This window comes from [Leptolyngbya] sp. PCC 7376 (assembly GCF_000316605.1).
GTDB lineage: Bacteria > Cyanobacteriota > Cyanobacteriia > Cyanobacteriales > MRBY01 > MRBY01.
This window is the reverse complement of the sequence record NC_019683.1, coordinates 5,059,263-5,076,602: the sequence shown is the minus strand read 5'-3', so window position 1 is coordinate 5,076,602 and position 17,340 is coordinate 5,059,263. Positions and strand designations below refer to the sequence as shown.

14 protein-coding genes, 2 tRNA genes and 2 pseudogenes are annotated in these 17,340 nt (G+C 44.9%); 11 read left to right on the top strand and 7 right to left on the bottom strand.

The features are described from left to right. The first annotated feature begins 121 nt into the window (after nt 1–121). A complete protein-coding gene (locus LEPTO7376_RS22865) occupies nt 122–1,189 on the top strand; it encodes a M42 family metallopeptidase (RefSeq protein ID WP_015136360.1) in 1,068 nt (355 codons plus the stop codon). Nucleotides 1,190–1,217: 28 nt separating this feature from the next. Here LEPTO7376_RS22865 and LEPTO7376_RS22860 read toward each other — a convergent pair. From LEPTO7376_RS22860 to LEPTO7376_RS28540, 4 genes and pseudogenes are all read right to left on the bottom strand, one after another. Next, a pseudogene (locus LEPTO7376_RS22860) lies at nt 1,218–2,065 on the bottom strand (IS982 family transposase). Nucleotides 2,066–2,231: 166 nt separating this feature from the next. Continuing rightward, nucleotides 2,232–2,926, bottom strand: a protein-coding gene (locus tag LEPTO7376_RS25450) for an IS1 family transposase (protein ID WP_015132314.1) whose coding sequence is annotated in 2 segments (ribosomal slippage) — nt 2,232–2,602 and nt 2,602–2,926 — 696 coding nt in all. Because the reading frame shifts where the segments join, the coding sequence is not laid out codon by codon here. 4 nt (nt 2,927–2,930) lie between these two features. Continuing rightward, nucleotides 2,931–3,002: a hypothetical protein gene (locus LEPTO7376_RS29380; RefSeq protein ID WP_264309040.1), complete on the bottom strand. Its 72-nt coding sequence runs from the start codon at nt 3,000–3,002 to the stop codon at nt 2,931–2,933. A 17-nt stretch (nt 3,003–3,019) separates the two neighbouring features. Further along, entirely contained in the window at nt 3,020–3,526 is a 507-nt protein-coding gene (locus tag LEPTO7376_RS28540; RefSeq protein ID WP_264308942.1) for a transposase family protein, read from the bottom strand. 144 nt (nt 3,527–3,670) lie between these two features. Between LEPTO7376_RS28540 and LEPTO7376_RS25445 the strand changes: the two genes are divergently transcribed. The 5 genes and pseudogenes from LEPTO7376_RS25445 (at nt 3,671) to LEPTO7376_RS22815 (ending at nt 7,472) form a co-directional block, all read left to right on the top strand. Beyond that, nucleotides 3,671–4,231, top strand: a complete 561-nt coding sequence (locus LEPTO7376_RS25445; RefSeq protein ID WP_071880723.1) for a tetratricopeptide repeat protein — start codon at nt 3,671–3,673, stop codon at nt 4,229–4,231. A gap of 66 nt (nt 4,232–4,297) precedes the next feature. Further along, nucleotides 4,298–4,450, top strand: coding sequence for a hypothetical protein (locus LEPTO7376_RS26995; RefSeq protein WP_216700270.1), 153 nt, complete (start codon nt 4,298–4,300; stop codon nt 4,448–4,450). A gap of 18 nt (nt 4,451–4,468) precedes the next feature. Further along, a protein-coding gene (locus LEPTO7376_RS25440) for an IS1 family transposase (RefSeq protein ID WP_015132314.1) occupies nt 4,469–5,163 on the top strand; the annotation gives its coding sequence in 2 pieces (ribosomal slippage) (nt 4,469–4,793 and nt 4,793–5,163; 696 coding nt in all). A gap of 166 nt (nt 5,164–5,329) precedes the next feature. Further along, nucleotides 5,330–6,188, top strand: a pseudogene (locus LEPTO7376_RS25435) (IS982 family transposase). A gap of 279 nt (nt 6,189–6,467) precedes the next feature. Next, on the top strand, nt 6,468–7,472 hold the full coding sequence (locus LEPTO7376_RS22815; protein ID WP_051188847.1) for a CHAT domain-containing protein: 1,005 nt from the start codon (nt 6,468–6,470) through the stop codon (nt 7,470–7,472). A gap of 121 nt (nt 7,473–7,593) precedes the next feature. On the opposite strand, the gene LEPTO7376_RS22810 is transcribed toward LEPTO7376_RS22815, so the two are convergent. Continuing rightward, nucleotides 7,594–8,649 carry a lipopolysaccharide assembly protein LapB gene (locus LEPTO7376_RS22810; protein ID WP_160148558.1) on the bottom strand — a complete coding sequence of 352 codons (1,056 nt, stop codon included), beginning with the start codon at nt 8,647–8,649 and terminating at the stop codon, nt 7,594–7,596. 188 nt (nt 8,650–8,837) lie between these two features. On the opposite strand from LEPTO7376_RS22810, the gene LEPTO7376_RS22805 reads away from it, so the two are divergent. From LEPTO7376_RS22805 to LEPTO7376_RS22780, 5 genes are all read left to right on the top strand, one after another. Then, entirely contained in the window at nt 8,838–11,411 is a 2,574-nt protein-coding gene (locus LEPTO7376_RS22805; RefSeq protein ID WP_015136358.1) for a M1 family metallopeptidase, read from the top strand. Nucleotides 11,412–11,693: 282 nt separating this feature from the next. After that, on the top strand, nt 11,694–12,767 hold the full coding sequence (locus tag LEPTO7376_RS22800; protein ID WP_015136357.1) for a Gfo/Idh/MocA family protein: 1,074 nt from the start codon (nt 11,694–11,696) through the stop codon (nt 12,765–12,767). 295 nt (nt 12,768–13,062) lie between these two features. Further along, complete coding sequence (locus LEPTO7376_RS22790) at nt 13,063–14,154, top strand: hemolysin family protein (protein ID WP_015136355.1); 1,092 nt, start codon at nt 13,063–13,065, stop codon at nt 14,152–14,154. An 83-nt stretch (nt 14,155–14,237) separates the two neighbouring features. Further along, nucleotides 14,238–14,319, top strand: a tRNA-Tyr gene (locus tag LEPTO7376_RS22785). Between the two features lie 13 nt (nt 14,320–14,332). Beyond that, a tRNA-Thr gene (locus tag LEPTO7376_RS22780) sits at nt 14,333–14,404 on the top strand. 160 nt (nt 14,405–14,564) lie between these two features. On the opposite strand, the gene LEPTO7376_RS22775 is transcribed toward LEPTO7376_RS22780, so the two are convergent. Together LEPTO7376_RS22775 and LEPTO7376_RS22765 are read right to left on the bottom strand one after the other, a co-directional pair. Then, nucleotides 14,565–15,863, bottom strand: coding sequence for an ATP-dependent RecD-like DNA helicase (locus LEPTO7376_RS22775; protein WP_015136354.1), 1,299 nt, complete (start codon nt 15,861–15,863; stop codon nt 14,565–14,567). Between the two features lie 212 nt (nt 15,864–16,075). Further along, on the bottom strand, nt 16,076–17,251 hold the full coding sequence (locus tag LEPTO7376_RS22765) for a hypothetical protein (protein WP_015136353.1): 1,176 nt from the start codon (nt 17,249–17,251) through the stop codon (nt 16,076–16,078). Nucleotides 17,252–17,340: the final 89 nt, after the last annotated feature.

Genomic DNA, 17,340 nt, shown 5'->3' with positions numbered 1-17,340 from the left:
TATTTCAAGTGATTGCATGATTAAAATTCAAAATCTTCTGCAGTATCGCCATAATCTTCCTCCACCTCGTTGCATAATTTGTAGCGAGGCTCTTGCTATCTAAGGCGACGAAACAAAATCCATGTCTGAGAAATTTGATTATCTGTTTGAGCAAATTGAAACATTGGTGATGCACCATTCCCCCAGTGGTATGGAAGGGGAAATTGACACCTATTTGTTGGACTTATTTGCAGAGCTGGAATTAGAGTATTGGCAGGATCGAGCCGGAAATATTATTGTCAAAATTCCAGGGACAAATCTTGAGGCTGGGGCGATCGCCATTACAGGTCATAAAGATGAAATTGGGGCGATTGTTAAAGATATTCATCCGCAAACAGGTCAAGTAAAAGTGCGGGCATTGGGCGGATCTTATCCTTGGATTTACGGGGAAGGGGTAATGGATATCCTCGGCGATCACAAAACAATTCAAGGGATTTTGAGTTTTGGTTCCCGCCATGTTTCACATGAATCTCCCCAGAAAAAATTACAAACAGAAACCCCTGTCCAATGGCAGCAGGCTTGGCTCGAAACAAAATGTACCGCTGAGGAGTTACACAAAGCAGGTGTGCGTCCTGGTAGTCGTGTCCTAGTCGGCAGACATCGCAAAGCCCCCTTTCGTCTGAAAGATTACATCGGCAGCTATACCCTCGACAACAAAGCCTCTGTCGTGATCCTCATCGAACTCGCCAAACGCTTGCAACAAAAGAATCCGCCGCAGGATGTGTATCTTGTTGCTTCCGCCAAGGAAGAAGTTGGTGCTTTGGGTGCGCTTTATTTCAGCCAAAATACGAATGTCGATGCTTTGATCGCCCTCGAAATTTGTCCCCTCGCAAGGGAATATGCGATCGCCTCTGGGGACAGACCTGTTCTCCTCCATCAAGACGGTTATGGTATTTATGATGATGGCTTAAACCAAGACATTATTGCAGCCGCTAGTCAGATCCGTAGACCTTTACAACAAGCGATTATCCAAGGCTTTGGTAGTGATGCATCTATTGCGATGAAATTCGGTCATATCAGCCGTGGCGCTTGTCTAAGCTTTCCAACCGAAAATACCCACGGCTATGAAATCACTCATCTCGGGGCGATCGCCCATTGCATCGATATCCTCGAAGCCTATTGCAACGACACCAGCAAACTTGATATTTAACCTGAGTTCGGGATAGGAAAAGAAGCTTCTAATCAAGCTGAAGAGAGGGTTTCTTAGGCTGATGACAGTAGGCAATTAGACCGCAAAGCAAGTTGACACAAAAGTTGGCAGGACTGCGGTGGCGGGAATGTTCAATCTGAGAAATTTTCTTCAGTTGGTCAATGACTGTCTCAATTAAAGCTCGCTTACGAGCCAGCACTTTGTCACGCCAAAGCATCAGGTGATTCTTCATATTGCGACGAGGCTTAGCTAGAAGCCTCACATCATATTCTTCTTGTAAATACTGTGCCAGAGCTTGAGAGACGTAACCTTTATCGGCAAAGACTTTTCCCGATAACCCTTTCAAAAGCTCCACTACCGGCTTTCTATCATTGGTGTTGCCAGGCGTGATTTTAACATTGAGTAATTCGCCATGGTCATTGATAATCAGATGTAGTTTGAAACCAAAGAACCAACCCACAGAGGTTTTACCTCGAGCGGCATGACCATCAAAAACGCGATGTGGAGAGATGCGGCGATTGTGACAAACCTTGATACTGGTGGCATCAATGAAACTAATACCTGTGCATTGTGCTGTAGGTAGACACATAGAGGTACTAACGTCGAAGGCATCCACTCCACAAAACGTTGGTCACTCACGGCTCTGGGAAAAGCTCCTCGCCAGTGATGACGCACATTGATGAGATAGAAATACTTGAAATTACGATAGTGAGATTGATGAAATGCAATCAATATCGTCATTATCTCGCTTAAACTCAAGCTTCTTGAGCAACGTCGCCGCCGTTGTTTCGAGGCCAGCAGCTGTTGTTGCCATTGAGGTTCAAAGACTTGGCAGAAATCATCAACAGCACAAAACAAAGGCTCTAGACTGGTCATGGGAGAAAGTGGTGGATTGCTTATCAACTTCCACAATATGCACTTTCTCCTTTTCTTCTCTTATCCCGAACTCACGTTAAACTACTGGTATCTTTGCGGGCGAGGAGGGTGAGGCGTTCTTGGCTGAGGGCTAGGATTTGGGGCGTTGGTGAATAGAGGTATGAATCTATGAGGGTCGAGGGATAGGAACATCCCAGAACTTGAGATAGTGAATCAGCAATCGAATCGAATGCTCTAACATTTCCACAGACTTTGAATAACATAAGGTCTTTCGATGGAGTCGAGCGAGATAATGCCGCAATCGAGTGTTCTCTCCTTCGACTCGAGTCATATAGGTCTTACTGACAATCTGGTCCCCATCGGGTACAAAGATGGGATAAACTTTCCAGCCATCTGTGACGTAAAAGAAGCATCTCCAGAGACTAACGATTGCCCATAGTGGCTTGAATGTCTCTGCACTTCTGTCACCAATAGTCCAAGCAAGAATACCTGGTTGAAAGTGGTCTACTGCTGTCCAGAGCCAGACCTTGTTTTTTTAGCACCGACGAATGTTTGAAGTTCATCGAGTTCCCCGACCTGAGGCATCTCTTCCGGTTCATAAGCATCAGGCAGCAATGCACCGACTTGTTTGACCCAAGTGATGACGGTAGTGTGGTGCACTCCTTTCACCCGTTCAATGGCTCGAAAGCCCATACCGTTGACATACATTTTGAGGCATTCACGTTTGAAGGCATTTGAGTAGCCGAGCTGACTATAGTGGTCGATAAACTGACGACCGCAATCTACACAGATGTGATTCTGTTTGCCTTTTTTCTTTCCGTTCTTACGGATATGAGTAGATTGGCATTCTGGACATTCCATTGAGTCAACAACCTCCATTCATACCTCTATTCTGCAACGCCCGAAATCTTTTGAGCATTCTGAATACCATCTCAATGATGATTCTTTGAGCTGCTAAGAGCTGATTCTCCTGTTTCTGCTCGCAGTAAACTCTCCTCCTCTAGGCTTCTTGTGAGGAGTGAGACTCCGCTGATGCCGCTTGTGTATGCCTTGATATCCGGCATCGGCAAGGCAGAGTTGTCCCTGTCGAAAATGGACTCTACTCTTTTTGAGTAGTTTGAAGTCATGGATGCTACCTTTCTCACAGTCACAACAGATAATCTGTGCCCACTGCCAAGCAATAACTATTTGAGCTTTAAGGGAATGATGCTTCTTTTTCCTGAGTAGTAAAGACGTTGTTTTTTGGGGCTTTTCAATCGCCTGTTCTGTGGCATCCATCACCACTACTGTTAGAGATAACTCTTCTGAACCATGGAGCTGTTTCATGCCGGGTAAGTGGCAATCGGTTTCTTTGATGAGTGTATTCTCTGTTTTTTGCACCATGCGACAAACTGTTGATTCATGAATGCCCCATGATTGAGCGATATGAAAATAAGTGCGATATTCCCTCAGATATTCCAAGATGAGGAGTAACTGATTTTCCAGGGATAAAATACTGGGACGACCGGGTTTTTGCTTTGCTTTAGCTTCTGCTAGGACCTCTACCAGACGATTGAAGGTCTGAAGTTTAACTCCACAGGCTCTCCTGAATTGTTCTGGAGATAAATGTTGGAGCTGTTCGTAAGTTGGCCTTTTTATCGCTATGGCTCTGTTACTTTCCTCTTTTTTACCTACTCTCACTCCTTTTGCAAGAGGTCAATTGAACTCTATAAACAAGCTCTTGATGCTTACAAAAAAGAAGGTGATTTATCGGGTCAAGCAATCACAAATAATGACATCGGAATTTCTTATGATAACCTCGGTTACAAACAGGAAGCCCTCGACTATCTCCAACAAGCATTACCTCTCAGGTGGGCGGTGGGTGATCGCCGTGGGGAAGCAGTTACCCTCAATAATATTGGTCGGGTCTACTCAGATTTAGGGGAAAAACAGGAAGCCCTCGACTATTACCAACAAGCATTACCTCTCAGGCGGGCGGTGGGCGATCGCAGTGGGGAAGCCACTACTTTGGGGAATCTTGGTTTTTTGCTAGAGGAAGATCAACCAGAATTAGCCATTATTTTCTACAAACAGTCCGTCAATCTTTACGAAACTCTCCGCAAGGATATCGAACAGCTAGACCCCGATATCCAGCAGACTTATCTTTCCACCATTGAGGGCACTTAACGCCGTCTGGCGGATCTCCTCCTCCAAGAAAACCGCCTCTTTGAAGCCCAGCGTGTCCTTGGCTTATTGAGAGTCCAAGAGCTAGATGACTATTTCCGTAATGTCCGCCAAGCCGTGGATACTGCCCCCGAAGATGTCCTCATCCAACAAGAACGCCCTTACCTCGCCCTACAGGAAGCCCGCAATAACCAAATCCGGCGTTGCAGAATAGAGGTATGAATGGAGGTTGTTGACTCAATGGAATGTCCAGAATGCCAATCTACTCATATCCGTAAGAACGGAAAGAAAAAAGGCAAACAGAATCACATCTGTGTAGATTGCGGTCGTCAGTTTATCGACCACTATAGTCAGCTCGGCTACTCAAATGCCTTCAAACGTGAATGCCTCAAAATGTATGTCAACGGTATGGGCTTTCGAGCCATTGAACGGGTGAAAGGAGTGCACCACACTACCGTCATCACTTGGGTCAAACAAGTCGGTGCATTGCTGCCTGATGCTTATGAACCGGAAGAGATGCCTCAGGTCGGGGAACTCGATGAACTTCAAACATTCGTCGGTGCTAAAAAAACAAGGTCTGGCTCTGGACAGCAGTAGACCACTTTCAACCAGGTATTCTTGCTTGGACTATTGGTGACAGAAGTGCAGAGACATTCAAGCCACTATGGGCAATCGTTAGTCTCTGGAGATGCTTCTTTTACGTCACAGATGGCTGGAAAGTTTATCCCATCTTTGTACCCGATGGGGACCAGATTGTCAGTAAGACCTATATGACTCGAGTCGAAGGAGAGAACACTCGATTGCGGCATTATCTCGCTCGACTCCATCGAAAGACCTTATGTTATTCAAAGTCTGTGGAAATGTTAGAGCATTCGATTCGATTGCTGATTCACTATCTCAAGTTCTGGGATGTTCCTATCCCTCGACCCTCATAGATTCATACCTCTATTCACCAACGCCCCAAATCCTAGCCCTCAGCCAAGAACGCCTCACCCTCCTCGCCCGCAAAGATACCAGTAGTTTAACGTGAGTTCGGGATAAGAGAAGAAAAGGAGAAAGTGCATATTGTGGAAGTTGATAAGCAATCCACCACTTTCTCCCATGACCAGTCTAGAACCTTTGTTTTGTGCTGTTGATGATGTCTGCCAAGTCTTCGAACCTCAATGGCAACAACAGCTGCTGGCCTCGAAACAACGGCGGCGACGTCGCTCAAGAAGCTTGAGTTTAAGCGAGATAATGACGATATTGATTGCTTTTCACCAATCTCATTATCGTAATTTCAAATATTTCTATCTCATCAATGTGCGTCATCTATTGGCGAGGAGCTTTTCCCAGAGCCGTGAGTGACCAACGTTTTGTGGAGTGGATGCCTTCGACGTTAGTACCTCTATGTGTCTACCTACAGCACTGTTATGGTCAATGCACAGGTATTAGTTTCATTGATGCCACCAGTATCAAGGTTTGTCACAATCGCCGCATCTCTCAACATCGCGTTTTTGAAGGTCATGCCGCTCGAGGTAAAACATCTGTGGGTTGGTTCTTTGGTTTCAAACTATATCTGGTTATCAATGACCATGGCGAATTACTCAATGTGAAGGTCACACCCGGCAACACCAATGATAGAAAACCGGTAGTGGAGCTTTTGAAAGAGTTATCGGGAAAAGTCTTTGCTGATAAAAGTTACGTCTCTCAACCTCTGGCACAGTATTTACAAGAAGAATATGATATGAGGCTTCTAGCTAAACCTCGTCGCAATATGAAGAATCACCGGATGCTTTGGCGAGACAAAGTGCTGGCTCGTAAGTGAGCTTTGATTGAAACGGTCATTGACCAACTGAAGAAAATTTCTCAGATTGAACATTCCCGCCACCGCAGTCCAGCGAACTTTTGTGTCAACTTGCTTTGCGGTCTAATTGCCTACTGTCATCAGCCTAAGAAACCCTCTCTTCAGCTTGATTAGAAGCTTCTTTTCCTATCCCGAACTCAGGTTAGTTTAAGTAGTTCAGAAAAACGCCGCTTTAGCGAAATCGAAGTAGAACTAAGCGAATTAGCCACAGACTTTTACGACTTTATCAATAGCCCAGAAGTCCAAGACATCCTCGACATCCTCGCTACCCTAAAAGTCAACCTCAAAGAATTCGACGAAACAGTCGATCTCGCCCAGTCCGACCAACTCCGCTCCGAACTCGCAGACATCAAAGAATTTGGTGAAAATGCAGCCCTGCTCTACCCCTTAATCTTGGACGACAGACTGGAAGTTATCGTTATTACCGCCGATGCTGAACCCCTACGTTTCACAGAATATATTTCGTCCACCGAGCTAAACGAAATCATCATCGAAGCCAGCGCCACTCTTAAAAACAAAACAACCGACTACCAAGCCCTCCAGAAACTCCACCAATACCTAATCGAACCCTTCGAAGCCCAGCTAAAAGATTTTGGCATCGAAAATATTATCTATGCCCCAGATGGCGCGTTGCGTTACATTCCCCTCGCGGCACTCTACGACGGCGAAAAGTGGCTCATCGAGAAATATCGCACCACAAATATTACTGCCCTAAGCTTGACTTCCTTTGCCGACAAACCCAAAAAAGTCGTGGATATCCTCGGTGCAGCTTTCCCAGATACCAAACAGACTATCTCTGTCGAAACCGCAGTCAGTACCAGAGAATTCGGCTTTGGAGGATTACCTGCCGCCACCCAAGAAATTGAGGGCATCGCCTCCGTCTTTCCCGTCGAAAAGCGCTTGGCTGGGGACTTCGGCAAAAATATTTATAGTGAATTTAACCTCTACTCCGTCATCCACCTAGCCACCCATGCCAAGTTTCTGCCTGGCACACCAGAGGACTCATTTATTGTGTTTGGCAACGGCGAATATACAAACCTGAAAGAGATTGGCGAAAAATGGAAATTCACCGAAGATCAGTTGGTGGTGCTGAGTGCCTGCGAAACGGGACTGGGCACAGATTTTACGGAACTCAATGCAGAAAATAACGGTATCGAGATTGTTGGTTTAGCCTACCAAATGCAACGCAGAGGGGCACAGTCAACCGTGGCTTCGCTATGGCAAGTTCAGGATGATAGCACCGAAAAATTAATGACAGAATTTTATCGTCAACTCCAGCAAAGCAATATCAGTAAAGCGGAAGCCCTGCGCATTGCCCAAGAAACCATTAGCCAAAATCCGGAATATGCGCATCCATACCACTGGGCATCCTTTGTGATGATCGGGAATGGTTTGTAAGTTCCCCCCTTTTTTCAAGGGGGGCTAGGGGGGATCTTTCTTTGGGTTAATGAACTTACTGAGGGATCCCTCCGGCTTCGCCACCTCCCTTTGGAAGGGAGGCAATGGGGGCAATACATTTTTAATAACCGAGTTGCTGAGAAATTTGTTGGCCTTCAGCCCGATATTTTGCGGCGATCGCCTCTTCTTCATTTCCTTCTGCAAAATCAGCTAATCGATTTAAGGCACGCATCCTGATTTCTGTAATCTGTCCCGGCGATCGCCCGATAATTTCCTCATATTGCTGTTGCTCTTCACGGGGTAAACCAATCCTTCCATAGAGTTCAGCCAGCCGTTCCCGAATATCCAATGCATTGGGATTCTCTCGCATATATCCCGACAAAATGGCGATCGCCTGACTGTAGAGTTCGTATTCTTCGTAGAGAATTGACTCTAGGATGATTTCAGTTTGAGCGGATAAATCCAATTGCCGTAACTCTTTCAGCAAACCAAATAATTCTTGCTGTTTCGCTTCGTCCAGAACTTCGATGGTGACGGTCTGGCCATCCTCAGTTGAGGCAATGAAATTACTGGTGGTGATTTTGATGCTGTAGGTTTCACCGAGAACCAATGCGGGTTGTGCCAAAGGATATTGATAGTTCAATTCCTCTGCCGTGATTTCCCAAGAAATGACCTCAGTGGTGGGACTACTCAACTGAACAGTATATGCTTCTGCTCCTTCTACTTGATTCCAGTGAATCCTTGGGCGTGTCGTCAAAATCTTACTTTTTCGGGGACTAATGACATATGGCAAATTCGCCAATCCAGCCCGTGCATCTTGAATGCTATTGGGTAATGGCTTGCCTCGAAACCAATCCCAAACGACTCCAGCTAGTGATCGCCCATCCGTCTCTCTAACTTGTGTACTCGGACATTTGCTTAACACTTTTGCTGTAGAAGTGAAGGTCGCCTCCGTTTCGTTGAGGCATAGCACGACTACTTTGCCGCCAGCTAAAACAGTTAGCTGGTCTGCCCCAGCCAACAGTTGCCCCGTTCGCAATGCCGTCGAACCGAGTTGTGCTCTCGAACTTTCGATCACAAAATGTTCTTTCTTGGTTTGGGCGATCGCCTGCGGTATCGAACTACCAACCCCCATTGAAATGACGAGAAGCCCCGCTAAAGATTTCCAGAGATGCATATAAAAAATCTCATTCTTCCCCATAGGATAGCGAATGTCGTTTGATTCACTATTGATCACAATTCGCTGAATAAAAATGATGATTTCTGTCTAATTAAATCCCTGACAGCCCTCTAGATGATCCTGTTGCTATCATTTAGGACGAGTCATGATTTGTTGTGGCGATCGCCCGTAAGGTCAGGAAAAAAATGTCTGGAATTAATTTTGAATATTTCGTCGATACCGAAGATGCGCGTTCTTTCGAGTTACCCGGCGCTAAACCCCACTACAATCCTGACCGTCCGGGGCAAGTTGAACATATTCTTCTTGATTTAGACCTCGATATCGCTGGGCGCTCGCTCGCAGGTACTTGTACGATTACCTTGGCTCCAATTCGCTCTGGCGTAACCACATTCAAGCTCGATGCTGTGGATATGGTGATTGAATCCGTTTGTGTCGGCAACGTCAGTCAGCCTTTTGATTATGATGGTGAATTTCTCACCGTCACGTTATTACAACCGACCACCACCGAAAAAATTGATCTGGCGATCGCCTACAAACTCGAAGAACCTCAACGTGGCATTTACTTCATTCAGCCGGACGAACATTATCCAGACAAACCTGTGCAAGTTTGGACGCAAGGTGAAGATGAAGATTCTCGATTTTGGTTTCCCTGTTTCGATTATCCGGGCCAATTAGCGACATCCGAAATTAAAATTCGTGTCCCCAAACCCTACCGCGCGATTTCAAATGGCGAATTAGTCGGCACAGAAGAACAAGGCGATCGCACCCAATACCATTGGCACCAGAAAGAAATTCACCCATCCTACCTTGTCACCCTTGCGGTGGGAGACTTTGCCGAAATTCAAGACGAATGGCAAGGCATTCCCGTACTTTATTACGTTGAGAAAGGGAAAGAATCAGAGGGCGATCGCAGCATGGGAAAAACCCCTGAGATGATGGATTTTCTCAGCGAAACCTATGGCTATAAATATCCTTTTCCGAAATATGCTCAAGTTTGTGTCGATGACTTTATCTTCGGCGGCATGGAAAACACTTCCACTACCCTGTTGACTGATCGCTGTCTCCTCGACGAACGCGCCAGCCTCGATAATACTCGCACTGAAACTCTTGTCCTTCATGAGTTGGCGCATCAGTGGTTTGGCGATTTAGTCGTCATTAAACATTGGAGCCACGCTTGGATTAAAGAAGGTATGGCTACCTATGCCGAAGTGCTATGGATGGATCATGAGTATGGCAAAGATGAAGCTGCCTATTATCTATTGGAGCAAATGCGGAATTATCTCGCTGAAGATCGCAGCCGCTACCGTCGCCCAATTGTGACTCATGTGTACCGTGCTCCCATCGAACTCTATGATCGCCACCTCTACGAAAAGGGAGCTTGTGTATATCACATGATTCGTACTCTCCTAGGCGATGAGTTGTTCTTTAAAGCCATCCAAACTTTCGTAAATCGCCATGCCCACCAAACTGTGGAAACGATCGATTTACTTCGCGCCGTTGAAACTGCTACTGGATTTAACCTTGCGTCACTTTTTGATCAATATGTTTTCCGGGGCGGACATCCTGATTTTGAGGTGAGTTATAGCTGGGATGGAGGCAGTGGTTTAGCGAAATTAAGTATTAAGCAAACCCAAGCGAAAAAAGATGAAAAGGCATTATTCGATCTGAATATTCCAGTTGCATTTGGTTATGTTGATGGTGAAAATGTTACTCAAAAAACATTTACTTTCCGCCTGAATGAAGCTGAACAAACCTTTTATTTACCTCTTGAAAAGAAACCGAATTTTGTCAGTTTTGATGTAGGGAATAATTGGACAAAAACTGTGAAATTGTCCTACCCAATGAATGAGTTGAAAGCTCAACTCACCGATGATCCAGACCCCATTTCTCGCATTCACGCAGCCGAGGCGATCGCCAAACAGGGAAATCTCGAAGCTGTTAAAGCCTTACAAACAGCCCTCACAAAAGAACCTTTTTGGGGTGTGCGAGTTGAAATCGCGAAAGCCCTCGGTAAAATCCAACTCAACCAAGCCGAAGCTGCTTTGATGATCGGTCTTAAAGATAGCCATCCCCGCGTACGTCGCGCCACATTATCCAGCCTAGGAAACTTTAAAACGACGGATAGCTACAAAGCCGTGAAAGCCAGTCTGCTCAAAGGTGATGATAGCTACTACACTGAGGCGGCAGCAGCAAGAGTTTTGGGCTCAATGGTGGCAGTGGGCTTAGAAGATAAGGCTCCTGAAAGTCGTGATCTTCTCCAACAAATTCTCGAAACTCGTGCAGGCTGGAATGAAGTGGTGCGAGCTGGAGCAATTGGTGGTTTAGCGGCCATGAAAACTTCCCCGGAAGCGGTTGATTTGCTTTTGCCTTATACCGAAATTGGTATGCCACAACCATTACGTCTTGCTGCGATCCGTTCCCTCGGAGCCGTCGCCAGTGGACAAAGCAACGACAAACTAGAGGTCATTCTGAATCGTTTAGAGGCGATCGCCCGCGAAACTTTTTTCCTGACCCAAGTGGCGATTGTCGCGTCCCTCGGCAGAATCGAAAATCCCAAAGCCATGAGTCTCTTACAAACCCTCGCAGGCCAAGCTCCAGACAAGCGTGTGCGCCAGCGAGCAGAGGAAACTGTTAACCGCCTCCAGAAAAAACTCAGCAAAGATAAAGCTGTGAAATCCTTACGCGATGATCTCGATAAACTAAAAGAAGAAAACAAACAACTTCAAAGTCGTCTTGCCAAATTAGAAGCTCAAAAGTAGGCAAACTTCTATCAGAAATTGCGTTTGTTAATGTGAACTTTTTTAATAGCCCTGCGTCAAAAAGCCTAGAAGAATTGATTTTTTGTATTTCAGAATACAGGCGATCGCCTATTCCATAAGGACAAGGACAAACGAGCTGCTAAACTCTGAAGAATCAACTTATCAATTCTTTATACTCTAAAGTTCCGTGTTAACATCGGTGACAAAAAGATGCGGAGAGAAGAAAACAGCACACTCTCTCAACATCCAATTGTGAGGAGTACGCAGGAGTTTCTAAATTCTATGTCTCAAGTTCAGACTGGTGTATCGCAAAAACCCGCAATTCGGATCGGTGTCATCGGCATCGGTAACATGGGACAGCACCACACCCGTGTTCTGAGTTTACTGAAGGATGTTGAACTCGTTGGGATTGCAGATCTCAATGTCGAACGAGGACTGGATCTTGCCAGTAAATACCGCATCAAATTTTTTGAAGACTATCGTGAGCTACTGCCGCTAGTCGACGCCGTTTGCATCGCTGTCCCCACAAAGCTCCATTACCAAGTTGGTTTGGAATGTATGGAACGAGGTGTGCATGTCATGATCGAGAAGCCGATCGCTGCTAGCATTGCCGAAGCCGAAGCCCTCGTGAATGCCGCTGCTGAACATAAAGTAATTTTGCAAGTCGGTCATATTGAACGATTTAATCCCGCTTTTCAAGAACTGAGTAAAGTCCTTAAAACAGAACATCTCCTCGCCATTGAAGCTCACCGCATGAGCCCTTATTCCCAGCGAGCAAACGATGTCTCCGTTGTGCTGGATTTAATGATTCACGACATTGACCTTTTGCTGGAAATGGCTGCTTCTCCAGTTGTTCAGCTGACGGCTACAGGCTCTAAGAAAGAAGAATCAAACCATCTCGATTACGTTACTGCAACGCTTAACTTTGCCAATGGTATTGTTGCGACTCTGACAGCAAGTAAAGTCACCCATCGCAAGATTCGGACGATCGCCGCCCATTGTAAAAACTCCTTAACGGAAGCGGATTTTCTGAATAATGAGATCGAAATCCATCGCCAAACCACCGCTAACTACACCACCGATTATGGTCAGGTTTTATATCGTCAAGATGGCTTAATCGAACAGGTTTATACCAGCAATATTGAGCCACTTCACGCTGAACTTGAGCATTTTGTGCAATGTGTGCGAGGAGGAGAACAGCCCTCCGTTGGTGGTGAACAAGCTCTCAAAGCATTACGCTTAGCGAGCTTAATCGAGCAGAGTGCCCTTGATGGCAAGGCTTGGCATGAAATGGATTGGCAGTATCAACACCTTAATCAACCCAATAAACCAATGACTCCAGCTAAGGTTTCCTAACTTTTTCACGCTTCCGTAATTTCTTGCACGCGATCACCCGGTAAGTTCGATAACCTATAAAAGAAGTCTTTTGTATTTTGTGGAACAGGAGTTCACTAAAAAAATATTATGTCTGATCTCAACCGTGGCATCATGAAATTCGATGGAGCTGACAAGCCCGTTGTCGTTGCAGTTTCTGCCGTACTGGTGCTTGGGGCGATCGCTGTCCTCATTATTTGGGGCCTGCGTACCGCTTACGCCTTCTAAAAGTCGTTACGCTCCGTTGTAACCAGCTAACTTACTCTCTCTGTACAAATTGAATTCTTTTGTTGCGATCGCCGAACCCCGTCCCCTTCTCGGAGAAATTTGGCTAGATATCGCCGTCCTCGCGGTAATGCTCTGTTTATCGGCTTTTTTTGCCGGATCTGAAACAGCCATTACCGCTTTTGATGATCTAAAGCTTGAAGGATTAATTAAGCGGCAGGGAGATCCGCAAGGCATGTTCCGCCTTGTAAAAAAGAACCGTACCAGATTTATTACGACCCTGCTCCTTGGCAATAATCTTGTCAATAATTTCTCTGCCATCCTTACCAGTAATCTCTTCGCCATCTGGTTAGGTAATGCAGGCTTAGGTGTCGCAACAGCTGTTGTCACGATTATTGTGCTTATCTTTGGTGAAATTACACCAAAATCTCTCGCTATCCTAAATGTGCGTTCTACTTTTACGTTGGTGGTGCGGCCAATTTATCTGATCTCTCGATTTCTTTCATTCTTTGGCATCATCTACATTTTCGAGACCATCACTGAGAAAACAATCAAGCTTTTTTCCGGCCAGCAAAATAAAAATGCCCCCACCAGTGAAACCCTTACCGAGTTGCAATTAATGATCGAGATCCTTGGCGGTAAAGGCAAGCTCGATTTACAACGGCGACAAATTCTTGGTAATACTCTACTCCTCGACAACATGATGGTGAAAGATGTGGTGAAGCCCCGCATCGAAATGTGTACCATAGACCATGGCGCGACCGTCCAAGCACTCATCGATGTTTGTTTAGAAACGGGTTATTCCCGGATTCCGGTACAGGAACAATCCAAAGATCACATCATTGGAGTTGTCAACCTCAAACAGGCTCTAAAAGTTATTAATGATACTGCCTCTGAGCAGCTATCAACATCAGTTAGTCAGGTGATGGATACTCCAGTTTATATCCCTGAAACAAAAAGGGTTGCGGACCTGCTAAAGGAAATGTTGCAGCAACGGTTGCACATTGCCATTGTCGTTGATGAATACGGTGGCACTGTGGGTTTAGTGACCCTTGAGGATCTTCTCGAAGAATTGGTTGGTGAAATTTATGACGAAAGTGACCTCGAACCTTTTGGCGATCGCCCCTCTAGAAAATCCTCTTAATCTAGACCCTCAAAAAATATTGAGAGAGGGCTTGCAAAAAAAAACTTTTATGTTAGAGTTGTTAACTGTGAAAAGAAATACGTGGGTCGGTGCCCGAGTGGTTAATGGGGGCGGACTGTAAATCCGCTAGCTATGCTTACGCTGGTTCGAATCCAGCTCGGCCCATCACCTTTTCCATGCCCATATGGCTCAGGGGTAGAGCACTCCCTTGGTAAGGGAGAGGTCACGAGTTCAAATCTCGTTATGGGCTCTACGTTTGAACGTCATGACGCTCTACCACTCTTCAAAATAGGCGAACAATGGGCGAACTTGTTTTTTTATTGTATCAAAATGGTTTGTGTTGACCGCTCCCTTTTGGGTTAAGTACTTAAGGTATTTGTTAAGTCAAGCAGTCTACCCATGAGAGGTAGTCAAACGATAAACAGCTTTTTCTTTGCACGGGACGAACCGACGTACCATAATCGCGGTTGAAGCTTGTGGTCTTTTAGCCAAGTGAAGTCACGTTTGATAAACACATTGCCGAAACTAGAACCCTGTGACTTGTGAATCGTCATCGCATAGAGATAATCCACATCAGCAAAAAACTTATTCAGTTTCCAGTAATCCTTCCATGCGACTTTACGCTCATTCTGGTTAGTTTGCTTGCTGGCAAAGTCCTTACATAATTTGAGGGCTTTTTTTAGTTTCTTCCGCTCTGATGGTGGCAGAGTGATGATTCTCCAAGGTGTAATTCCGTCATTCACATCTACAGCAAACCCATTAAACGAGAACGAACCACAGTTCAGACTAATTTGTTCTTTGTAGTGAGATGACCCTTTGACATCAAGCACTGAGCCATTGCTGTAGATAATCTCGTTGCCCTCAAATACCGGGCTATTGCAGATAATTTGCTCACCATCGGTAAACTGTTCTTTCTTCTGTTCAGGAGTAAGGCTTGAGTCAACAGAACGAAGTAATTGATTGAGAGTACCGACAGTATCGTTTTTCAGTGCAAGAGCTACTTTAGAGCCATCACATTTCTGCCAGTGTTCTACTAACTCAGTTTTAGAGATAGCTTCTAAATCATCAAAATCTGGTTTGTATCTAGACTTCCAGTCAAATAAAACCTGTAGGTCTACAGCCATCTTTGAGGCTTTAACGAAATCAGCGATTCCGCCACCGTCGTATCTCATCACTTCAGTAAGCAGAGATTTATGCTTACAAACACTAAACATCGGGAATTCGCCTGAAGCGTCACCCACGGGGGTTAGTTGTAGAGAATCACCCAAAACTAAAACCTTATTCCCTTTAATGAATGATTCTTGAACAATCTCTGAGCACAAGTCTTTGCTTACCATCGAACCTTCATCTACTATCACCAGCTTTTTATCGTTGAATCCTTGAGACTCACCAGAGATAGTTTCTTGAACGTGTTCATTGGTAGCGATAGACAAACCTAAAGCCTTGTGGATGGTGGCACATTCCACAGGAATATCATTTGAATCCATGAACTCAATCAAGACATTCTTCGCTCGGTGAGTTGGTGCTGTAGCGATTACCTCATGCCATCTCAAATCATATTCATCATGTAGAATCCCAAGGATTTTAGATGCTGTATAGCTCTTTCCAGTACCAGCAGAACCATCCAAAAAGAAAAATTGAGCAGGAGAATCCCAGAACTCAAGGAAGTTATTAACGGCTTCCTTTTGTCCGATGTTTAAGTTATTCATTTGTTTAATTGATTAGTGTTAGAAGTTTTCTCGCATGTATCGATATGCTTCTCTACGAAATTGCTCGTAGATAGCGTCTTCTAATAGGCTCCAAGAGCTAAACCCATAGGATATTGCGAGTTTATTCAGTAAAGATTCGTCCTCGGAAACCTTGTATAGGTCATGGGCTAAACAGAATTTCTCGAAGCACGAATCTAGCGTTTCAGGGTTAGTTAAATCCGTGTCCATACCGACTTGCTGCTTGAGTAAACAGACTTGGTTTGTCTGAACCCTAAAGACCACATTGCAGAGTTGATATTCTTGCCTGTAAGAGATTCTGTGATTGCTCCATTCATCCGGGCTTCCATCATCTTGCTACGAAAGAATTTAGCGTCAATTTCCAATGGAGTATCACACACCCATTGCTTTTGACAATTAGCAACAATTTGCTCAAACGCTATCTGCATAGATGTTTTGTTCTCTAGCAACACAAGCAGGATTTCCTGATAGTATTTGCTAAAAATGTCAACAGACTTATCAATATCACCACAGATACAGACATGGATGGCAATAATTTCTGAACACATAGAAGTAAAATCTTGAAGCATCCCAGATTTTTTTAGGAGCTTTCTAAACTCACGACATCTCTTGAGTTCAAAAAAACGATTTTTGTTGTCTTCGTTTGCCCAAAACATTGCATATCCTTGATAAGCAGAGAAATTGAATAAATCCACTTCCTCTAGGTCAAATGGTTGACGGTTAACCCCTTTATCCTCAGGAGGCAAAAAATCATATTTTAAATGCTTCAAAATCAGCATTCTGCGTTTAAGCTCTTCTAATTCTGGCACAGCCCAAAGTGGCGTCACTGAACCTAATAACTTAGGAGCAAATACATCGAAGTCTAGGTTTGTACCTGTCCCGGCTACTGCAATACCTGTGTTAGATGTGGCTCGTGATGCACCAGACTTGAGGATAGAAAACAATAGGTCGTCTTCGAGGATTCGGGGGGTAATGTCGTCCCAAGGGAGAAAACAATCTGATTCCTCAAGGTCTATCCCTGCCTCTACTTTGTCTTTCCAATCATTGCCAAATTTCTGTTGCTGTAGATGATTGCGGATAGCTGTAGGGGTAATCTTACCTAGTTTGATTGCTGATGCTGGGTTAAAGCCACGCACGGCAGCAACCAACTTTAGGAAGGTAGACTTGCCAGAACCTGAGACACCATAGCTTTGAACAATTGGAGCGTTAATCATCCATGAACTAGGCATCAAGCAAAGAGCTTTCATGATTTCTAGTTGTATTTCCTTGAAAGGAATAATCATGAAATTGTCAGCGAAGATATCTACAAATTCATTTATTGGGGTGAATTCGTCTAACCCCTCTATCTCGTGAAGTGGGTAAAAAGTCATGCTTATTTCCTAGGTAAAGTGTTCTAGTTAACCAAAGTGTTAATTGGTTAACATTCTGGTTAACCCACACGCTCTACCCACTGAGCCGA